Annotated in this window: 14 protein-coding genes; 3 read left to right on the top strand and 11 right to left on the bottom strand. The window is 69.4% G+C overall.

The window, feature by feature from the left end:
* The 3 genes from D7Y11_RS16060 to D7Y11_RS16050 form a co-directional block, all read right to left on the bottom strand.
* The coding region (locus D7Y11_RS16060) for a CTP synthase (RefSeq protein ID WP_126934129.1) at positions 1-1,610 on the bottom strand (1,610 nt) is incomplete at its 3' end.
* 87 nt (positions 1,611-1,697) lie between these two features.
* Entirely contained in the window at positions 1,698-1,931 is a 234-nt protein-coding gene (locus tag D7Y11_RS16055; RefSeq protein WP_014393887.1) for a hypothetical protein, read from the bottom strand.
* A 328-nt stretch (positions 1,932-2,259) separates the two neighbouring features.
* Positions 2,260-4,029, bottom strand: coding sequence for an ABC transporter ATP-binding protein (locus D7Y11_RS16050; protein ID WP_120577855.1), 1,770 nt, complete (start codon positions 4,027-4,029; stop codon positions 2,260-2,262).
* Positions 4,030-4,145: 116 nt separating this feature from the next.
* Here D7Y11_RS16050 and D7Y11_RS16045 point away from each other — a divergent pair, with 116 nt between their 5' ends.
* The gene (locus D7Y11_RS16045) at positions 4,146-4,994 is read left to right on the top strand and encodes an aldo/keto reductase (RefSeq protein ID WP_121753114.1); all 849 of its coding nucleotides are present in this window, start codon (positions 4,146-4,148) and stop codon (positions 4,992-4,994) included.
* Here the strand turns inward: D7Y11_RS16045 and kdsB are convergent.
* A complete protein-coding gene (gene kdsB, locus D7Y11_RS16040) occupies positions 4,987-5,733 on the bottom strand; it encodes a 3-deoxy-manno-octulosonate cytidylyltransferase (RefSeq protein ID WP_121753115.1) in 747 nt (248 codons plus the stop codon). The genes D7Y11_RS16045 and kdsB overlap by 8 nt on opposite strands.
* 105 nt (positions 5,734-5,838) lie before the next feature.
* On the opposite strand from kdsB, the gene wecB reads away from it, so the two are divergent.
* Both wecB and D7Y11_RS16030 read left to right on the top strand, forming a co-directional pair.
* A complete protein-coding gene (gene wecB, locus D7Y11_RS16035; RefSeq protein WP_120577852.1) occupies positions 5,839-6,960 on the top strand; it encodes a non-hydrolyzing UDP-N-acetylglucosamine 2-epimerase in 1,122 nt (373 codons plus the stop codon).
* A gap of 105 nt (positions 6,961-7,065) precedes the next feature.
* Positions 7,066-8,043 (top strand): RluA family pseudouridine synthase, encoded by a 978-nt coding sequence (locus D7Y11_RS16030; protein WP_121779805.1) that lies wholly within the window; start codon positions 7,066-7,068, stop codon positions 8,041-8,043.
* On the opposite strand, the gene D7Y11_RS16025 is transcribed toward D7Y11_RS16030, so the two are convergent.
* The 7 genes from D7Y11_RS16025 to purF form a co-directional block, all read right to left on the bottom strand.
* Positions 8,027-8,845, bottom strand: coding sequence for an alpha/beta fold hydrolase (locus tag D7Y11_RS16025; protein ID WP_121753117.1), 819 nt, complete (start codon positions 8,843-8,845; stop codon positions 8,027-8,029). The two genes, D7Y11_RS16030 and D7Y11_RS16025, sit on opposite strands and share 17 nt — an antisense overlap.
* A gap of 19 nt (positions 8,846-8,864) precedes the next feature.
* Positions 8,865-11,999 (bottom strand): efflux RND transporter permease subunit, encoded by a 3,135-nt coding sequence (locus tag D7Y11_RS16020; RefSeq protein WP_120598893.1) that lies wholly within the window; start codon positions 11,997-11,999, stop codon positions 8,865-8,867.
* 28 nt (positions 12,000-12,027) lie between these two features.
* Positions 12,028-13,221: an efflux RND transporter periplasmic adaptor subunit gene (locus tag D7Y11_RS16015; protein ID WP_126934128.1), complete on the bottom strand. Its 1,194-nt coding sequence runs from the start codon at positions 13,219-13,221 to the stop codon at positions 12,028-12,030.
* A 132-nt stretch (positions 13,222-13,353) separates the two neighbouring features.
* Positions 13,354-14,679 (bottom strand): TolC family protein, encoded by a 1,326-nt coding sequence (locus tag D7Y11_RS16010; protein WP_120577847.1) that lies wholly within the window; start codon positions 14,677-14,679, stop codon positions 13,354-13,356.
* A gap of 157 nt (positions 14,680-14,836) precedes the next feature.
* A complete protein-coding gene (locus tag D7Y11_RS16005) occupies positions 14,837-16,204 on the bottom strand; it encodes a sigma-54 dependent transcriptional regulator (RefSeq protein WP_126934127.1) in 1,368 nt (455 codons plus the stop codon).
* Positions 16,201-17,835: a sensor histidine kinase gene (locus tag D7Y11_RS16000; RefSeq protein ID WP_211486912.1), complete on the bottom strand. Its 1,635-nt coding sequence runs from the start codon at positions 17,833-17,835 to the stop codon at positions 16,201-16,203. Before D7Y11_RS16000 ends, D7Y11_RS16005 begins: the two co-directional genes overlap by 4 nt.
* Before the next feature lies 1 nt (position 17,836).
* Positions 17,837-19,219 (bottom strand): amidophosphoribosyltransferase, encoded by a 1,383-nt coding sequence (gene purF, locus D7Y11_RS15995; protein WP_233597116.1) that lies wholly within the window; start codon positions 19,217-19,219, stop codon positions 17,837-17,839.
* Positions 19,220-19,335 lie beyond the last annotated feature (116 nt).

Below are 19,335 nucleotides of genomic sequence, written 5' to 3'. Positions count from 1 at the left end.
GCGTCCCGCTGGGCGAGCGCCGCGCCGATGAAGCCGGAGAACAGGGGGTGGGGGGCGAAGGGCTTGCTCTTGAACTCAGGGTGGAACTGGCAGCCCACGAAGTACGGGTGGTCCGCGAGCTCAATCATCTCCACCAGGTTCAGCTCCGGGTTGTGGCCGGAGATGACGAGCCCGGCCTCCTGGAGCCGGCCGCGGTAGGAGTTGTTGACCTCGTAGCGGTGGCGGTGGCGCTCCTGGATGGCCTCCTGGCCGTAGAGCTTGTGCGCGACGCTGCCGGGCTTGAGCGCGCACGCGTAGCTGCCCAGGCGCATGGTGCCGCCCTTGTCCTGCACCTTCACCTGGCTCTCCATGAGCGTCACCACGGGGTGCGCGGTGTGCTCGTCGAACTCCAGGCTGTTGGCGCCCTTCAAGCCCAGCACGGTGCGGCTGAACTCCACCACGGCCATCTGGAGGCCCAGGCAGATGCCGAAGAAGGGGAGCTTGTTCTCACGCGCGTAGCGGACCGCGGCGATCTTCCCTTCGGTGCCGCGCACGCCGAAGCCGCCGGGCACGAGCACCGCGTCCACGCCCTCGAGCGTCTTCTCCGGCCCTTGAGCCTCCACGTCCTGGCTGTCCACGAAGCGCAGCTTCACGCGCACGTCGTTGGCGATGCCGCCGTGGAGCAGGGACTCGTTGAGGCTCTTGTAGCTCTCCGTGAGGTTCACGTACTTGCCCACGATGCCGACGGTGACTTCACCGCGCGCGGGCTCGTAGATTTTGCGGACGATGGTCTCCCACTTCTCCAGGTGGGGGGCGCGGCTCCAGATGTTGAGCACCTCCGCCAGCCGCTCATCCAGGCCCTGGCGGTGCAGCTCCAGGGGCAGCTCGTAGATGCTGCGCACGTCCGGGGACGTGAACACGTTGCCGTTGTCCACGTTGCAGAACATGGCGATCTTGTCCTTCAGCTCGCGCGAAATCTCCCGGTCCGTGCGGCACAGGAGGAAGTCCGGCTGGATGCCGATTTCGCGCAGCTTCATCACCGAGTGCTGCGTGGGCTTGGTCTTCACCTCACCCGCGGCGCCGATGTACGGCAGCAGCGTCAGGTGGATGTAGACGGCGTTCTGGCTGCCCACGTCGTAGCGCATCTGGCGGATGGCCTCGAGGAAGGGCAGGGACTCGATGTCGCCCACCGTTCCGCCGACCTCCACGATGACGACGTCCACGTCCTGGGCGGCCTGGCGGATGCTGGCCTTGATCTCATCCGTGATGTGCGGAATCACCTGGACGGTCTTGCCCAGGTACTCGCCACGGCGTTCCTTGGTGATGACCGCGTTGTAGATGCGGCCGGAGGTGAAGTTGTTGAGGCGGCTCATCCGGGCGTGGGTGAACCGCTCGTAGTGGCCCAGGTCCATGTCGGTCTCGCCACCGTCCTCGGTGACGAACACTTCGCCGTGCTGGAAGGGGCTCATCGTGCCCGGATCCACGTTGATGTAGGGATCCAGCTTGATGAGCGTGATGTCCAGCCCGCGGTTCTCAAGGAGGGCGCCAATGGATGCGGAGGCCAGTCCCTTCCCCAGCGAGCTGACCACGCCGCCCGTCACGAAGATGAACTTGGTTTTCTTGGAGCGCATGTCCCTTCCTGCCAAGAGGGCCAGGGGGCGTCAAATATTCTCTGACGCACGGACGGCCGGCTGGCCCCGACCCGCAGGGGCAGCCCTTCACTGCGCGTCCCAACCCCCGGGTCGGGCGACAGCGAACTGCTGGGCGGTGGGCTGGCCGACGCGGAAATGGCGCAGGTCGCACCCCCGGCAACTCCAGCCTTCCCAGCCTTTCTTCACGACCTGGTGCAGGCAGGCATCGTAGTTGGGACAAAAAAGATTGCGCTGGTCATCCACCGTCTCCTCGTCACGGAGGGCAGAGGGCAGCGGGATGGGACATGGCGTGATGGACACGGAAGTTCTCCGGCAGGCGACCCCTACGGTCGTGGATGGCACTTCCCCCCGGCGGCCACGAACCGGTGGGTGGACAGGACATTCCCGGTAGGGAGGGGGACGAAAAAAGTCGCCCCCGTCGGCAAGGACGGGGGCGACTCGTTACCGCAGGCGTCACTTCCGCCGGGGACAACCCGCGTTAGCAGGCCACCGCGACGGAGGTGGACGCCTTGATCTTGCTGTCGTTCAAGGCATCACCTCCTTTCTTGCGGCAGCAGAGATAATGCGCGCCCTCATTTCCCGCCATGAAGACCGCGAGGTGGGCGGGGGTCGTCCGAGGAACGAGCGTTCAGGCGGCGACGACCTGGCGCTCCACGAGGCGGCGGTACAAGCCGTCCTGCGTCATGAGGGTGGAGTGGGTGCCGCTCTGCACCACGCGGCCGTGCTCCATCACCAGCACGCGCTGGGCGTTGGCCACGGTGGACAGGCGGTGGGCGATGATGAGCGTGGTGCGGCCCTGCATCAGCCGGTCCAGGGCGTCCTTCACCAGGTGCTCGCTCTCTGAATCCAGGGCGGACGTCGCCTCATCCAGGATGAGGATGCGCGGGTCCTTGAGCACGGCCCGCGCGATGGCCACGCGCTGCTTCTGGCCGCCGGACAGCTGCACGCCGCGCTCGCCCACCTCCGTGCGGTAGCCGTCAGGGAAGCGCTGGATGAAGTCGTGCGCGTTCGCGGCGCGGGCGGCGGCCTCCACCTCCGCGTCGGTGGCGTCCGGGCGGCCGTAGCGGATGTTGTCCGCGATGGAGCAGGAGAAGAGCAGGGGCTCCTGGGCGACCATGCCCACGTGGCGCCGCAGCCAGCTGGGGTCCAGGGACTTCAGGGGGCGGCCGTCCAGGCGCAGCTCGCCCTGGAGCGGATCATAGAAGCGCGACAGGAGGGCGGCGAGGGTGGACTTGCCGGCGCCGGAGGAGCCCACCACGGCGACGACCTCGCCCGCGTTGACGGTGAGGTCGATGCCCTGGAGCACCGGCACGTCCGGACGCGTGGGGTAGGCGAAGTGCACGCCGTGCAGCTCCACGCGGCCTTCGACGGTGGCGGGGCGCTCGCCCTCGTTGGCGGGGATGGAGGGCGCGCGGTCCATCAGCTCGAAGACGCGCTCGGCGGCGCCGGAGGCGCGCATGAAGTCCGCCCAGAGGTCCGCCAGGGAGCCCAGGGAGACGGCCACGAGCATCGTGTAGATGAGGAACGAGGTGAGGGCGCCCACGGAGAGCTCGCCGTCCACCACCAGCCGGCCGCCGTACCAGAACACCACCACCGCGGCGATGTAGCCCGCGCTGGAGGCGCCCCCCATGAAGGCGGCGGACTGGCGCGCGCGGTTGCGGGCGACCTCGTAGGCGTTGCGCACGGAGTTGCCGTAGCGCGCCACCTCCGAGGGTTCCGCCGCGAAGGAGCGCACGGTGCGCATGCCGGACAGGCTCTCCTCGGCGACCTCGCTGGCCTTGGCGAGCGCGTCCTGCACGTTGCGCGACAGCCCGCGCACGCGCCGGCCGTAGACCATGCCGCCCACGGCGACGACGGGCACGATGGCGAGCATCAGGAAGGTGAGCGAGGGCGAAGTGTAGAAGAGCAGCACGATGCCGCCCAGGGCCTGCACGGCGTTGCGCAGCCCCATGGAGATGTTCGCGCTCACCGTGTTCTGGAGCACCGTGGTGTCGGAGGCGAGCCGGCTGGTGAGCTCTCCGGTGCGGTGCGTGTCGAAGAAGGCCACCTCCTGGTCCATGAGGCGCCGGAAGAAGTCATGGCGCAGGCGCATGACCACGCGCTCGCCGGCGTTGGTGAAGAGGTAGAAGCGCACGGCGGTGGCCACGCCCTGGACCAGGAAGACGGCCAGCATGACGAGCGCGGCCTTGTCGATGAGGCCGCGGTTCTTCGCGTTGAGGGCCTCGTCGATGAGGATGCGGACGCCCTGGGGGTAGACCAGGCTGGCGCCGCTGCTGATGAACAGGAAGACGGTGGCGACCAGCAGCGTGCCCAGCTCAGGGCGGGCGAGCGCCAGCAGGCGGCGCCCGGTGACCCCGGAGGAGAGGTGCGGTGTCGAAGCGGTAACGGAGGGAGGCACCGGCGGAGCCTACCGGACTGTCGGGGGACGTGCAGCCCGGACGGTGTCCGCAGGGCCGGGATGCAGGCGGGTGGCCTGGGTGGTATTCCAAGGCACGTTCCATGCGAGGAGGGGCCATGGAGAAGCGCGTCTTTGGCAACACCGGGGTGGCGGTGCCGGTCATCGGACAGGGCACCTGGCAGATGGAGGAAGACAACGCGGAAGCAGCCGTCCGAGCCCTGCGCGCCGGGCTGGACCTGGGGCTCACGCACCTGGACACCGCGGAGCTCTACGGCCAGGGGCAGGTGGAGGAGGCCCTGGTGGCGAAGGCCATCGAGGGCCGGCGCGAGGAGGTGTACCTCGTCTCCAAGGTGATGCCGTCCAACGCGACGCGGAGGGGCACGGTGGCCGCCTGCGAGCGCAGCCTGAAGCGCCTGGGCACGGACCACCTGGACTGCTACCTGTTGCACTGGCCCGGTTCGCACCCGCTGGAGGGCACGGTGGAGGCCTTCGAGGAGCTGGTCGCGGCGGGGAAGATCCGCTCCTGGGGTGTGAGCAACTTCGGGGTGGAGGACCTGGAGGAGGTGCTGGCACTCGCGGGCAAGGGGCGCATCGCGTGCAACCAGGTGCTGTACCACCTGGAGGAGCGCGCCATCGAGCACGCGGTCATCCCGTGGTGCGAGGCGCAGGGCGTGGCGGTGGTGGCCTACAGCCCCTTCGGCAACGGGCAGTTCCCGTCACCCACCAGCGCGGGCGGCAAGGTGCTGGCGTCCATCGCGAAGGCGCACGGCGTGACGCCCTTCCAGGTGGCGCTCCAGTTCCTGGTGCGGCGGCCGTCGGTGTTCGCCATCCCCAAGGCGAGCAACGCGGCGCACGTGCGAGACAACGCGAGCGCGGCTTCGCTGAAGCTCACGGAGGACGAGCTCCAGCGCATCGACGCGGCCTTCCCGAAGGGCGACGAGCCGGACGAGCTGCCCGTCATCTGACGGCAGCGCGCTCGCGCATCACCGCTTCCACTCGGGCTACATCCTCCGGCACGTCCACCGCCACGCTGCGCCAGTTCACGCTGGCGCAGCGGATGCGCAGGCCGTGCTCCAGGGCGCGCAGTTGCTCCAGCTTCTCCGCCTCCTCCAGTGGGGTGGGGCTGAGTTCGGCGAGTTGGAGCAGCGTGTCCCGCCGGTAGCCATAGAGGCCCAGGTGGGCCCAGCGGCGCACGGGTGTGCCGGGCTCGCGGGCGTGCGGCACCGTGGCTCGGCTGAAGTAGAGCGCGTCGCCGTTGAGGGCGAGCACGGCCTTCACCACGTTGGGGTTGTCCACCTCCTCCGGCTCCAGGGGGCGCACCAGCGTGGCCATGTTCACGGCTTCGTCCTGGAAGAGCTCCGCGAGCACCTTGAGGGCGGCGGGGTCCACGAGCGGCTCATCCCCCTGCACGTTCACCCACACCTCCACGTCCGGACGGGCGCGGGCGACCTCCGCGATGCGGTCCGTGCCGGTGGGGCAGGTGGGGCTGGTCATCACCGCCTTGCCGCCGAAGGACTCCACGACGTCGCGGATCCGCGTGTCGTCGGTGGCCACCCACACCTCGTCGAAGGCGCTGGCTTCCTGACAGCGGCGCCAGACGTGTTCGATCATCGGACGGCCGGCGATGAGGGCGAGCGGCTTGCCAGGGAAGCGGGTGCTGGCATGGCGGGCGGGGATGACGGCCACGGTGTAGGAGGCGGGCATGGGGCGGCATCTATCAGATTCAGGACGTCCCGCCGCGCTTGGGGAGGGGCTGACTGGCGCCCACCACTGGCCAGAACTGGCGCCATGCCTAGCTTCCGGGGCGACATGAAGAAGGTCATCCACATCGTTGGCGCGCGTCCCAATTTCATGAAGGTGGCACCCATTCACCGGGCCATCTCCGCGCGTACGTCCCTGCGGCAGCTCGTCATCCACACCGGCCAGCACTACGACGCGAAGATGAGTGACGTCTTCTTCGCGGACCTGGGCTTGCCTCCGCCCGAAATCCACCTGGGCATCGGCTCCGGCAGCCACGCCGAGCAGACGGCGAAGATGATGGTGGAGATGGAGAAGGTCTTCCTCCAGGAGAAGCCGGACCTGGTCTCCGTGGTGGGCGACGTGAACAGCACCATCGCCGCGGCGCTCGTCACGTCCAAGCTGGCGATTCCGCTGTCCCACGTGGAAGCGGGCCTGCGCAGCTTCGAGCGGCACCAGCCGGAGGAGATCAACCGCGTCGTCACCGACCGGCTCTCCGACCTGCTGCTCACGCCGTCGCGCGACGCGGACGCGAACCTCTTGAAGGAGGGCATCGACCCGAAGCACATCCACCTGGTGGGCAACGTGATGATCGACTCGCTCCTGTCGTCCAAGGAGAAGGCCGACCAGCTGCCCACGCTGAAGAACCTGGGCCTGACGCCGAAGGGCTACGTGGTGGCGACGCTGCACCGGCCGTCCAACGTGGACAACCCGAAGCTGCTGGCGGGCCTGCTGGGCGTGCTGATGGACGTGGCGAAGGAGCTGCCCGTCGTGTTCCCGGTGCACCCTCGCACGCGGAAGATGATTTCGGAGCAGGGGCTGGCTTCCAAGCTGGAGCAGACGCCGGGGCTCAAGCTGGTGGACCCCATGGGCTACCTGGAGTTCCTGTCCGTCACGTCGCAGGCGAAGCTGGTGATGACGGACTCGGGCGGTCTGCAGGAGGAGACCACCGCGCTGAACGTGCCGTGCCTCACCATGCGCGAGCAGACCGAGCGCCCCATCACCGTGGAGGTGGGCTCCAACGAGGTGGTGGGCACCGACCCCGCGCGCATCCGCGAGGCCGCGAACCGCGTGCTGTCCGGCGACTACAAGAAGGGCCGCGTGCCGGAGCTGTGGGACGGCCGCACGGGCGAGCGCATCGCGGACCTGTACTCGCGCTTCCTGGGCGTGGAGACGAAGCGCGCCTTCGGGTGAGCTGACGCGTTCGTGAAGCAATCAGGCCGCCGGGTGCTCGCGTCTTCGTGCGCGGGGGCCGGGCGGCCTTCGTGTTTCAAAGCGTGGTAGAGCGTCGGGTCCGCCATGCGTGAAGACTCCGAGAGCGCTCCGGCCGTGCCCGACGGCTACGTCGACATCCCGTTCGTCGTGGAGCCGAACTACGCGGGGTGGCGGTTGGACCGGTACCTCTGCGAGAAGATCCGCCGCATGGACCTGGAGCGCGTGCGGGGCATCATCCTGCGCGGCGTCCTGTGCGACGAGTACCGGCTCAAGCCCTCCACGCCCGTGTACCCGGGGCTCACCTTCCGCATCCGCCGCCCCGCGAGCCAGGAGCCCGTGACGCCCACGGAGCTGCCCGTCGTCTTCTCCGATGACTGGCTGCTGGTGTTGGACAAGCCGGCGGGGCTGCCCATCCACCCCACCGCGCGCTACCACAAGGGCACGCTGGTGACGCTCCTGCGTGAGCGCTTCGGTGAGCGCTTCGCGGAGCCCGCGCACCGGCTGGACCGCGAGACGAGCGGGCTGGTGGTGTGTGGCCGCACCACCGAGTCCTGCCGTGTGCTGGGTGGACTGTTCCTGTCGCGCGATGTGCACAAGGAGTACCTGGCGCTGTGCGAGGGCCAGCCTTCCGAGGACACCTTCGTCGTGGATGCGCCCATCGCGGAAGGCACGGACCTGATCCGCATCGCCGTGCGCATCGACCCGGTGGTGGGCAAGCCCAGTCGTACGCGCTTCCAGGTGCTTCAGCGCTTCACTCATGGCGGCGCGCCGTTCGCGCTGCTGCGCTGCTTTCCGGAGACGGGACGGCAGCATCAGATTCGCATCCACCTGCGCGAGGCGGGTTTTCCTCTGGTGGGCGACAAGATGTACGGGCCGGACCCCGGCTACTTCGACCGGTTCAGCAAGCACTCGCTGGAGCCGGAGGCGTGGGCCCGGCTGCGGTTGCCGCGCCATGCGCTTCACGCGGAGCGCATCACGTTCCCGCACCCGGGCACCGGGGAGTCCGTCACCTTCGCGTCGCCGCTTCCCGATGACTTGAAGGACTTCATCGCCGGGAGTTGATCGGCCCGGCCAGTTCACGCAGGAACGACGCGACCACCTCCGCCAGGCGCTCGGGTTGGTCATACGGGAGGCCGTGGCCGGCGTCCTGTATCTGTTCGATTCGCAGGCGTGGGTTGAGGCTCCGCAGCTCCGTTGCCATCTCGAGCGTGACGACGGGGCTGCTGTCCCCGATGACGAGGAGAATGGGGACGTCAATCGCGCTCACCACTTCGCGATACTCGGGGTTGGGCGGCGTGAGGACGTCGAAGGCTTCCGTGCGGGTCTTCAGTCTCGCCTCGGCGAGATGCTCGATGAGCTCGGGCGAACGATGCGGCTGCCGGGCTCGGGCCTGGGCAACGAGCTCAGGTTTGCTGAAGCCGAGGGTCCGGCGGTGTTGTTCGGCGACGTCGCTGGCGTGCACCTCGCGTTGGCGCTCGGGGCTCAAGAACGTCGGGTCGACCAGGATGACGCCGCGGAGGCCCGCCGTCCCTCGACTTGCGACCACCGCGGCGGTCATCCCACCCATCGAGTGGCCCAGCAGCACCGGACGCGAGAGCTCCAGGCCTTGGATGAGTCCCACGACGTCGCTTGCGTGTTCGTCGTACTGGTAGCCGTGGCGCGGCGCGCTCGAACCGCCGTGCCCTCGGGCGTCGGGCATGACGACATCGAATTCACCTTCGAGCCCGCGCGCCACGGAAGTCCAGCAGGCGCCGCTCCCGATCAATCCATGGAGCAGGACGACGGGAGGTCTGGCGCCTCCCGTCCGGAGATAGTGGAGGTCGATGCCGTTTGCTTCACAGACTCCACTCTTCCAGGTCGTCATGGGACTCCGTGAACCTCCATCAGCCTGCCTTGCGGAGGTTCTTCGCTCCGGGCACCACGCGCAACAGTTGCTCGGGCATCCGGTCCACGACCTGCTCCGTGAAGCGGGCGAAGATGCGGAAGAGCACCGGCAACAGCACCAGCGTCAGTGCGCAGGCGGAGATGGTTCCGGACACGATGACGATGGCCAGGGGCTTCTGCATCTCCGAGCCGATGCCGTTGCTCAAGCACGCCGGCACGAGGCCCAGCGCCGCCAGCGCTGCCGTCATCAGCACAGGGCGCAGGCGTTCGCGGCTTCCGTGGAGGATGGCGTCGTCCAGCGACTCTCCCGCCTCCCTCCGCTCCGCGATGGCGCTCATCACCAACACTCCGTTGAGCGCCGCCTGGCCGATGAGCGCGATGAAGCCCACCGCCGCCGCCACGCTCAGTGGCATGCCCGCCCAGTACAGGCCGAACACGCCTCCCATCAGCGCGAAGGGCACGTTGAGCAGCGTCACCACCGCGCGGCCGAAGGAGTTGAACGCCTTGAAGAGCAGCAGCAGCGTGAGCACCAGCGCCACCGGCAGCACGGTGAGGAGCCGGTCCATCGCGCGCTCCTTGCTCTCGAACTCGCCGCCCCACTCGACGCTCATCCCCACGGGGGGCGGGGCTTCCTTCTGGAGCAGCGCTTGTGCGTCCTTCACGAAGGAGCCCAGGTCCCGGCCTCGCACGTTCATGCGCACTCCGATGTAGCGCCGGCCGTTCTCGCGGTTGATGGAGGCCCGGCCGAAGCCCGTCTTCACCTTGGCCAGCTCGTTCAGCGGCACCAGCACGCCTCCCTCCACGGGCACTCGCAGGTGGGAGATCTTCTCCACGTCGTCCCGGCTGGACATGGGCAGGCGCATCACCACGTCGAAGCGGCGCTCGCCCTCCCAGAACTCGCTGAGCGGCCGGCCGCCCACCGCCGTCTGGAAGACGTGCTGGAAGTCTCCCAGTGACATGCCGTGGCGGGCCAGCGCTACACGGTCCGGGGTCACCTGGATGCTGGGCACCTCACCGCTCTTCACGATGCCCAGGTCCGCGACGCCGTCCACCTTCGACAGCGTGCGCTTCACCTTCTGCGAATACTCCTGGAGCACCTGGAGGTCGTCGCCGAAGAGCTTCACCGCGAGCTGGCCCTGCTGGCCGCTGATGCTCTCGTTCACGTTGTCGCCAATGGGCTGGCTGAAGCTCACCTCCATGCCCGGGACCTCAGATACGGAGCGCTGGAGGACCTCCAGCACGTCGTCCAACTTTGGTGTGCTCTTGGGCCACTCGGCGGGTGGCTTGAGCTTCACGAAGAACTCCAGGTTGTTGGTGAGCTTCGCGTCGGTGCCGTCCTCCGGGCGGCCCAACTGGCTGAGCACTCCGTCCACCTGCGGCGCCGCGCGCAGCAGGCCTTCGATTCGCGGCACCAGCTTGCGGCCCTCCGACAGGGAGATGTTCGAGGGCATCGTGAAGGTCAGGTAGAGGCTGCCTTCGTTGAGCGCCGGGAGGAACTCGCTGCCCATGCGCGGGACGAGCGCTCCCGCGAAGAGCAGGCCCGCCGTGCACACCGCGACCACGGTGCCCGGGTGCTTGAGGCTCCAGGTCAGCACGGGGCCATAGGCCTTGTCCGCGGCTCGCAGCACCGGTGATTCCCTGTGCTTCACCGGCTTGCGGTAGACGAACGATGCCAGCACCGGGATGAGCGTGACGGAGAAGACGAGCGCACCCAGCAGCGCCGCCACCACCGTGTTCGCCATGGGCGCGAAGATGCGGCCCTCCACCCGCTGCAACATGAAGATGGGCAGGTACGCCGCGATGATGATGAGCAGCGAGAACACCGTGGGGCGCACCACCGCCTTCGTCGCGCGCTGGATGCGTTCGAGCGGGGTTTCCCCCTCGTACTGGTGGCCGGACATGCGCGCCAGGATGCTCTCGATGATGACCACGCCTCCGTCCACGATGACGCCGAAGTCCACCGCGCCCATGGACAGCAGGTTCGCCGACATGCCTCGCATCTTCAGGTAGATGAACGACGCCAGCAGCGAGAGGGGAATCAGGACGCCCACGACGATGGCGGCCCGCAGGTCCAAGAGGAAGATGAAGAGGACCAGCGTGACGAGCAGCGCGCCCTCCAGCAGGTTGTGGCCCACCGTGCGCAACGTCGTGTTCACCAGGTCCGTGCGGTCGTAGAACGGATCAATGTGAGCGTCGTCCGTCTGGAGGCGGCCGTTCACCGCGGTCACCGCGTCGCGCACGCGGGAGAGCACCACGGAGGGGTTCTCTCCCCGGCGCATCAGCACGATGCCCTGCACCACGTCACCGTCGCCATCCCGGCTGACCACGCCCTGGCGGGGAGACCAGCCCTCGTTCACGTCCGCCACGTCCTTGAGGAACACGGGCGTGCCTTCGTGCGTGGCCACCCGCACGTCGCGGATGTCGTCCAGCGAGCGGAAGAGGCCCTCGCTGCGGATGACGAACTGTTCGGAGCCTCGCTCCAGCACGCCGCCGCTCGCGTTCTCCGAGCCGTCCTTCAGCGCGTCCTCCACGTCATCCAACGTGAGGCCGAACGCCGCGAGCTTCACGGGATCCGGCTGGATGTGGATCTCCTTGAGGAGGCCTCCGTAGCTGACGACGTCCGCGACGCCGTCCACTCGCAGGAGGCCCGGCCGGACCACCCAGTCCTGGAGCGTGCGCAGCTTCATCGGGTCGCCCTTCGCGCCCTTGAGCGTGTAGCGGTAGATCTCTCCGATGGGCGTGGCCAGCGGGCCCAGGGAGGGCGTGAGGCCCTCCGGCAGCTCCGCGTCACGCAGGCGCTCCAGCACCTGGGCTCGGGCGAAGAGCACGTCGGTGTTGTCGTTGAAGCTCAGCGTCACGAACGACAGGCCGAACATGGAGAGGTTGCGCAGGCGCGTCAGGCCCGGGATGCCGTTGAGGGCTCGCTCCAGCGGGAGGCCAATCTGGCGCTCCACCTCTTCGGACGGCTGGCCCGGGTAGAGGGTGATGACGTTGACCTGGGTGTCGGTGGGGTCCGGGAAGGCTTCCACGGTGAGGTCGGTGAAGCAGAACCAGCCCCAGATGGCGGTGAGCAGCGTGAGGAACACCACCGCCGCGCGGTTCTTCAGACTGAAGTCGACGAGCTTTTCGAACATGGGCGTCTTTCGTTCCGTCGCGGGGACTTCAGTCCGCCAGTTCGATCTGGTTCTCCAGCAGCAGCGCGCCCCGGGCGACGAACCGGTCTCCGGAGGCGAGGCCCCCGCGCAGCTCCACCTCCCCGTCGCGGCGGCGGCCCGGCGTCACGGCGACCCGCTCCAGGCGGTTCGAGTCACGGGCGACGAAGACCACCGAGCGCGCTCCGTCCGTCACCACCGCGCTGTCCGGGACCCGCACGCGCTTGACGCCTTCGGGCGGCGTGGGCGTCACCTCCACGAAGGCGTTGGGGCGGAAGCGGCGGTCGTTGTTGGGGACTCGCACGCGCACCTCCACGGTGCGGCGCAGCGGATCCACCACCTCGGCGACGCGGTCCACCTTGCCGGCACGGACGATGCCGTCTCGCGTGGTGACCGTGACGTCCTGGCCGGGGGACATGTCCATCGCGTCCGCCTCCTGGAGGTCCGCGACGACCATGACTTGATCCAGGTCCGACAGGCGCACGAGCGGCCTGTCGCGGTCCGGCGTCACCTCCTGGCTGGCGGCCATGTCCAGGTCCACCACCGTGCCGGAGCGCGGCGCCGTCACCCAGAAGAGGTTCTCGCCTCGCGAGGACACGCGGAGGCTGCCTTGCTTCGCCTTCGCGGCCTCCAGGGAGAGTTCGGCCTGACGCAGCTCCGTCTGCGCGGCGAGGAGCTCCTTCTCCGGGGCGGCTCGCAGGGCCACCAGCTCCTTGAGGCGGTCCGCGTTGCGGCGCTTCTCCGCGAGCTCGGCTTCCGCGCCGCGCTGTTCGCGTACGAGCTCCGCGAAGGCTCCAGAGCGCACGCTGAAGAGGTCGTCACCCTGCTTCACGCGGTCTCCGGGACGCACGCGGACTTCCTCCACTCGGCCCGCGAGCGGGGCCCCTACGGACGCGGTGCGCGCCTCGTCGAACTGCACTCGTGCGGGTGAGGGGAGTGGGGTGAGGGCGCTGCCCTCGGTGGCTACGGCCAGCTGCACGTAGTGCCACTGCGGTGCGCCGTCCGGCAGGTGCACCGTTTCGCCCTTCACGGTGGGGCCGCTGATGGCGGTCTCGCTCTCCGCGATGGAGTCGGTGGGGGCCAGCACGTAGAGCAGCACACCGGTGCCCAGCAGGCCCGCTCCCGCGAAGGCCATCCAGACCGTGGTTCGGCGGGATGGAGTGGTGCTGGACGTCGGAGCAGCGGCGGTGTCGGGGGTGTTCATGCGGGGGCTTTCTGGAAAGCGGGAGGGATCGCGTGGGGCTCACGCGGAATGGGACGGCTCGTCAGGGGCGGGCAGGGCGGTGTTCGTGCTTCGAGGAGCGGAGGCAGGAGCGGGGGAATGCGCCTGCCGTCATCAGGAGCGGGGGTTGGTCATCGCGTCCGGTGCGCGCGGACCGGCGGCGCTGGTCCGCGCGATGGCGATGGTGAGGCGGTAGGCGGTCTGATCCAGGTCGGCCGCGTGCAGCACCAGCTCGCCGTAGGTCCGGCGCGCGAGGAGCAGGTCCTGCAATGCCGCGCCTCCTGCCTTCACCGCCGCGTCCAGGCGCTGCACCACGCCTTCGGCCAGCGGCAGCGTTTGCGTGTGGAGCTTCTGCCTGCGCTCCTGCACCGCTCGCAATTGCTGGTTCAGGACGTCCGTCTCCCGCGAGGCCTGGGCCGTGAGCAGCTCTCGCGCGGTCCTGGCGGACTGGGCGCTCGCGCTGGCGGCGTGCGCGTCCGCCTGTCCGTGGTCGAAGAGGGGGAGCGGAATCGACAGGCCCACGAAGAGGGAGTTCTTCTGGTTGCCGGAGATCATGAACTGGTCTCGCGTGTAGCCAGCTCGCACCGTCGGATCCGGAATCCAGCGGCGCTGCGCCAACGTCAGCGAGGACCGCGCGGAGTCCTCCTGCGCGCTCAGGGCCCGCAGGTCCGGCCTTGCTTCGATGGCGGCGGGGGCGGGCGCCTTGTCGAGCCTTGCCTGGAGGAAGGACATCGCCCGCTCGTGGTTTCCGAACGGCTCACACGGAATGCCCGCGAGCTGCGCGCAGGCGAGCAGCGCGTCCGTGAGCTTCACCCGCTCCTCTCCCAGCGACGTCTCCAACGACTGCGCCTCCAACGTGGAGCGGTCCACGTCCAGACCCGCGGCGTCGCCGTGCTGCTGCCTGGCGCGTTGCAGGTCCGTGAGCTTCAGCGCGTCGTCGGTGAGCTTCGTCAGCTCCGCGATGCGCACCTCCAGGGTGGCCACGTCCGCTGCTCGCTCCAGGACGTCGTACGTGCGAGCCCTCAGCGCGGCGTGCACGTCCAACGTGGTGGCGGACAGCGCCGCCTTCGCCGCGTCCTGACGCGGGCCCCGCTTGCCCAGCTCCACCAGCTCCGACAGTCCCACGACGTAGTTGGGCACGTCGTCCAGGCGGCGCAGGCCCGGCGGGTTCGTGGCGCCGATGGGGATGGTGTTCATCGACACGTCCAGCTCCGGATTGGGCAGCAGGTGCGTGCGCTGGTGATCCGCTCGCGACGCCGCGAGGCGGGCGCGGTCGTCCGCGAAGTCGGCGGAGTGCTCCCAGAGGAGCTCCGCCAGACCGTCGTCGTCCGGCAGGGTGGAGAGCAGCAGCGTGGAGGAGGACGTGGGGCGCTGCTCGGCACCGGCGGTGAGACCGAGCAGGGTGCCCAGGGCGATGAGTGCGGGGAGGGAACGGCGCAAGCGGCAGGCTCCGGTGAGAATCCGGAGGAGCCCCATCGCAAGCCGTGTGCCCGGCCTGGCCCCAGCAAATCCGCGCGGATGCAACGCCGCGCGACTTCAAAATCCTTTCAGCGCCCGCGACTTCAAAATCCTTTCATCGCGGGCACTGCAAATCGCTTCAGGTGTCACCCAGGCGCTTGAGGAAGGTCGGATAGGACAGCCCGAGCGCCTTCGCCGCCTCCATGCGCCGGCCGCCCAGCCGCTCCAGCACCCAGCGCACGTACGCCTGCTCCAGGTCCTCCATGGGCACGGGCTCCGTCACGCTGAAGGCTCCCGGCGCCACCGCGGCGGGTGCCTCCACCTTCACCGCGGCGCTCACGGAGGGCGTGCCGCCAAGCACCTCCAGCTCCAGCTCCGGTCCGGACTCCAGCACCAGCGCCCGCTCCAGGATGTTGCGCAGCTCGCGCACGTTACCCGGGAACGCATACGCCGCGAGCCTCGCGCGGGCCTTCACGCCCAGGCTCACGTCGCGCCGGCCCAGCTCGCGGCCCAGGTCCGCGAGCATCCCTTCCGCCAGCGGGAGGATGTCCTCGCGCCGCTTTCGCAGCGGCGGGATATCGATACGGAACACGCCCAGGCGGAACCAGAGGTCCTCGCGGAAGTTGCCGCCCGACATCTGCTTCGGCAGGTCCCGGTTGGTGGCGGCCACGATGCGCGCGGTGCTCGTCTGCTCCGTGGTGCCGCCCAGCCGGCGGAACCTCCCCGAGTCCAGGAACGTCAGCAGCTTCGCCTGGAGCGGCAGCGGCAGCTCGCCCACTTCATCCAGGAAGAGCACGCCTCCATGGGCCACCTCCACCAGCCCGCGCCTCGCGGTGCGCGCGTCCGTGAAGGCGCCCTTCTCATGGCCGAACAGCTCACTCTCCACCGTCTGCTCGGGCAGGGCCGCGCAGTTGATGTGCACGAAGGGCGCGCCGCCGTCCTTCGACGCGAGCGCATGCAGGTGCCTCGCGAGCTGCTCCTTGCCCACGCCCGTCTCGCCCAGCAGCAGCACCGGGCTTCGCGGCGACGCGGCGATGCGCTCCAGCATCGCGAACACCCGCTGCATGGCGGCGGACGTGGGGGGCACCAGCCGGCGGCGGCCGGACAGCTCCGCCTCCGCCGTCTCCAACCGGTCCCTCAACCGGCTGGTGTCCACGGCCCGGCGCGCTCGCAGCACCAGGTCGGCCAGCTCCACGGGCTTGGCCAGGTAGTCCGCTGCGCCCGCTCGCACCGCGTCCACCGCGCTGGCGATGTCTCCGTGCGCCGTCACCATCACCACCGCCACGCCGGGCGCGTGCGCCTTCAGCTCAGGCAGGAACGTGAGCCCGTCTCCATCCGGCAGGCGGCGATCCAACACCAACAGCACGGGCGTGGTCTTCGCCAACGACGCGCGGGCCTCGTGCAGCGAGTGCGCCACCGTGAGGCTGAAGCCCTCGCGCTGAAGCGCCACCGCCGCGATGGAGGAGAAGGCTCGGTCGTCATCCACCAAGAGGACGGGGAGGCTCATGGCCGGGGCACTCGGGGAAGGTGGAGGAGGAAGCGGCTGCCGTCGGGAAGGCGCTCGAAGGTGAGCTGTCCGCCCTGATGCTCCAGCGCCTGTCGCGTCATGGCCAGCCCCAGGCCGATGCCCTTGGGCTTGGAGGTGTGGAAGGGCTCGAAGAGGTGCTCCTGCACGCCCGGCGGTGGCCCGCCCCCGTTGTCCTCCACCGTCACCACCGCCGCGTCCGCGTCCAGGTGGGCGCGCACGCGCACCTGGGGCTCTGTCACCTTGCCCAGGTCCTTGGCCGCCACCGTGGCCTCCATCGCGTTGCGCACCAGGTTGTCCAGCGCGGTGGTGAGCAGCAACGGGTCGCACGACAGGGGCGCCGCGTCCGGGGGCACGTCCACGTCCACTCGCACTTCCCCCGCCTCCGGCAGCGAGCGCAGGCCCTCCACCACGTCACGCACCAACTGGGACAGGTTCACGTCCACGCGGCGCACGACGGGCGGCTTGCCGAAGTTGAGCAGCGACGTGGCCAGGTGCGCCAGCCGGTCAATCTGCCCGTGCAGCGTGCGCACCACGAGCCCGCCCTCACCTTCCGTAGAGACGAGGCCGGTGGCGGCCTTGAGGCCGTTGAGGGAGTTCTTCACCTCGTGCGCGATGAGGCTGGCGGCGCTGCCCAGCGCGGCCATCTTCTCCTGCTGCGCGGAGCGTGTCTCCACCTCGCGGAACAGGCCGTAGACGCGGCGCCAGTGGACGGTGAAGAGCACCAGCGTGCCTACCTGGAGCAGCGCCAGCACCAGCAGCTGCACGAGGAAGCGGTCGCGCAGGCCGGACAGGAGCGCGGTCTCGTCCGCGGCGAGCACCAGGTGCAGCCCCGTGCCGGGCACGGGCGTGGCGGTGAGGAAGGTCTCCGGCATCGCGTCTAGCGACGGGGGCCGGACGCCCTCGCGGATGAAGTCGCGCAGCTCTCCGGACGCGCGTGACACGTTGGCCCACGAGGGCGGCGCGCTCGGCAGGAAGAGGTCTCCCGAGGCGTTGAGGACGAGCAGCTCCAGGTCGTTGCTCAGGGGCCGCCCGCCCGGCAGCGCCGTCCCCGTGTCCAGCAGGCCCGCGAGCACCGCGGTCGTCTGTCCCGCGCGCACCACCGGCACCGCGACGACGAAGAGGGACGCGCCCGGCGCGATGGCGTCCACCACCGACGTCTGGCGCGCGAGCACCTGCTGGAACCAGGGACGCGTGGCGAAGCCGTCCTGGGCTTGCGCCTCGTCGAGCGGCGGGTCGCTCCAGCGCAGCTTGCCCTGCGCGTCCAGCACCATCACGCCCGCGTGGAAGAGGCCGGCGCGGGGCGTGGTGAGGTCCTGGAGGTCTTCCGTGGGCAGCTCGCGCTTCACGTCCGGGCCCACGCCCTCGGACACGCGCAGGAGCTCCGTCTGGAGCAGCTTCAGGTGCAGGCCCAGCGCCTCCGCGTAGACGCGGGCCTCGCGCGTCATGCGGGACTGGAACTCCGCACGGGCCACGGCCACGTCACCGCGGTAGGAGAGCAGCGGTCCCGCGACGGCGACCGCGCCCAACAACACCAGGCCCGCGACGACGGAGCGGACGAACTGCCGCTCCGCCTGGGCGAGCCCGGGCCGGCCCGAAGGCGCGGCTGACATCTCAGGCGCTGAGCTTGGTGGCACCCGCGCTCTGGGACAGCTTGTCGGTGAGGTACTGCCCGGAGAAGCACGCGGTGCAGTAGGTGCTCCGCTTCGGGTCGTCCACCGCGGTGCCCAGGCCCTCCAGCGATAGGTAGCCCAGGGAGTCCGCCGTCACGTACTTCGCGATTTCCTCCGTGGTGTGGCTGGCCGCGATGAGCTCCGTGCGGCTGGGCGTGTCGATGCCGTAGTAGCAGGGCCACTGCGTGGGCGGCGACGAGATGCGCAGGTGCACCTCCACTGCGCCCGCGGCCTTGAGCATCTTCACGATCTTGCGGCTGGTGGTGCCGCGCACGATGGAGTCGTCCACCACCACCACGCGCTTGCCCTTGAGCACCTGGCGCACGGCGGACAGCTTCAGCTTCACGCCGAAGTGGCGGATGGACTGCTGCGGCTCGATGAAGGTGCGGCCCACGTAGTGGCTGCGGATGAGGCCCACGTCGTAGGGGATGCCGCTCGCCTGCGAGAAGCCGATGGCCGCGGGCACGCCGGAGTCCGGCACCGCGATGACCAGGTCCGCCTCCGCGGGCTGCTCGCGCGCCAGCTGCACGCCCAGGCGCTTGCGGACTTCATAGACGCTGCTGCCGAAGAGCACCGAGTCCGGCTTGGCGAAGTAGACGTGCTCGAAGATGCAGCGGCCCAGCCGGGGCGCGGGCTTGAACGGCATGCTGGAGCGCAGCACGCCGTTCTCGATGACGACCAGCTCGCCCGGCTCCAGCTCGCGGACGATCTCCGCTTCGATGAGATCCAACGCCGTCGTCTCGCTGGCGAGCACGTAGGCGCCTTCCTTCATCTTGCCCAGCACCAGCGGCCGGAAGCCGTAGGGGTCGCGCACCGCGATGAGCTTGTCCTCGGTGAGGAGCAGGATGCTGTACGCGCCCTCCACCCGGCGCAGCGCCTCCACGAGGCGGGCCTCGAAGGTGGGCTGCTTGGAGCGGGCGAGGAGGTGCATCACCACCTCCGTGTCCGCGTCCGACTGGAAGAGCGCGCCCTCCGACTCCAGCTCCGCCTTGAGCTCCACCGCGTTCACGAGGTTGCCGTTGTGCGCGATGGAGAACTGGCCGCCCGCGTAGTTCACGAACAGGGGCTGGGCGTTCTTGATGCCACTGCCACCCGCCGTGCTGTAGCGCACGTGGCCGATGGCCGCCTTGCCGGGGAGCCCTTCAATCACCGGCGCGGTGAAGATGTCGGCGACCAGGCCCATCTGCCGGTGCGCGCGCAGGACGTGCCCGTCGGACGCGACGATTCCGGCGGACTCCTGTCCGCGGTGCTGCAGGGCGTGCAACCCCAGGTACGTCAGGTTGGACGCCTCTCCGTGACCCACGATTCCGAAGATGCCGCACATGGCGCGCTGCCTTACCCCTTTCGACCGCGAAGCGGAACAGGAACGCACGCCTTGAAGGTGGGTATTCCACCATCAGCCGACGTCGGCCCTTGTAGGCCAGGCAAGGCACCGTTGCC

It is taken from the genome of Corallococcus sp. AB018 (genome assembly GCF_003986945.1).
Classification (GTDB): domain Bacteria; phylum Myxococcota; class Myxococcia; order Myxococcales; family Myxococcaceae; genus Corallococcus; species Corallococcus exiguus.
This window is presented reverse-complemented; position numbering and strand designations above follow the sequence as displayed.

Excerpts from the sequence above, each read along its gene's own strand:
- wecB (WP_120577852.1), top strand. The coding sequence starts at position 5,839 with ATGAAGAAGGTCATCCACATCGTTGGCGCGCGTCCCAATTTCATGAAG.
- D7Y11_RS16015 (WP_126934128.1), bottom strand. The coding sequence starts at position 13,221 with ATGAACACCCCCGACACCGCCGCTGCTCCGACGTCCAGCACCACTCCA.
- D7Y11_RS16025 (WP_121753117.1), bottom strand. The coding sequence starts at position 8,845 with ATGACGACCTGGAAGAGTGGAGTCTGTGAAGCAAACGGCATCGACCTC.
- purF (WP_233597116.1), bottom strand. The coding sequence starts at position 19,219 with ATGTGCGGCATCTTCGGAATCGTGGGTCACGGAGAGGCGTCCAACCTG.
- D7Y11_RS16045 (WP_121753114.1), top strand. The coding sequence starts at position 4,146 with ATGGAGAAGCGCGTCTTTGGCAACACCGGGGTGGCGGTGCCGGTCATC.
- D7Y11_RS16005 (WP_126934127.1), bottom strand. The coding sequence starts at position 16,204 with ATGAGCCTCCCCGTCCTCTTGGTGGATGACGACCGAGCCTTCTCCTCC.
- kdsB (WP_121753115.1), bottom strand. The coding sequence starts at position 5,733 with ATGCCCGCCTCCTACACCGTGGCCGTCATCCCCGCCCGCCATGCCAGC.
- D7Y11_RS16000 (WP_211486912.1), bottom strand. The coding sequence starts at position 17,835 with ATGTCAGCCGCGCCTTCGGGCCGGCCCGGGCTCGCCCAGGCGGAGCGG.
- D7Y11_RS16030 (WP_121779805.1), top strand. The coding sequence starts at position 7,066 with ATGCGTGAAGACTCCGAGAGCGCTCCGGCCGTGCCCGACGGCTACGTC.
- D7Y11_RS16020 (WP_120598893.1), bottom strand. The coding sequence starts at position 11,999 with ATGTTCGAAAAGCTCGTCGACTTCAGTCTGAAGAACCGCGCGGCGGTG.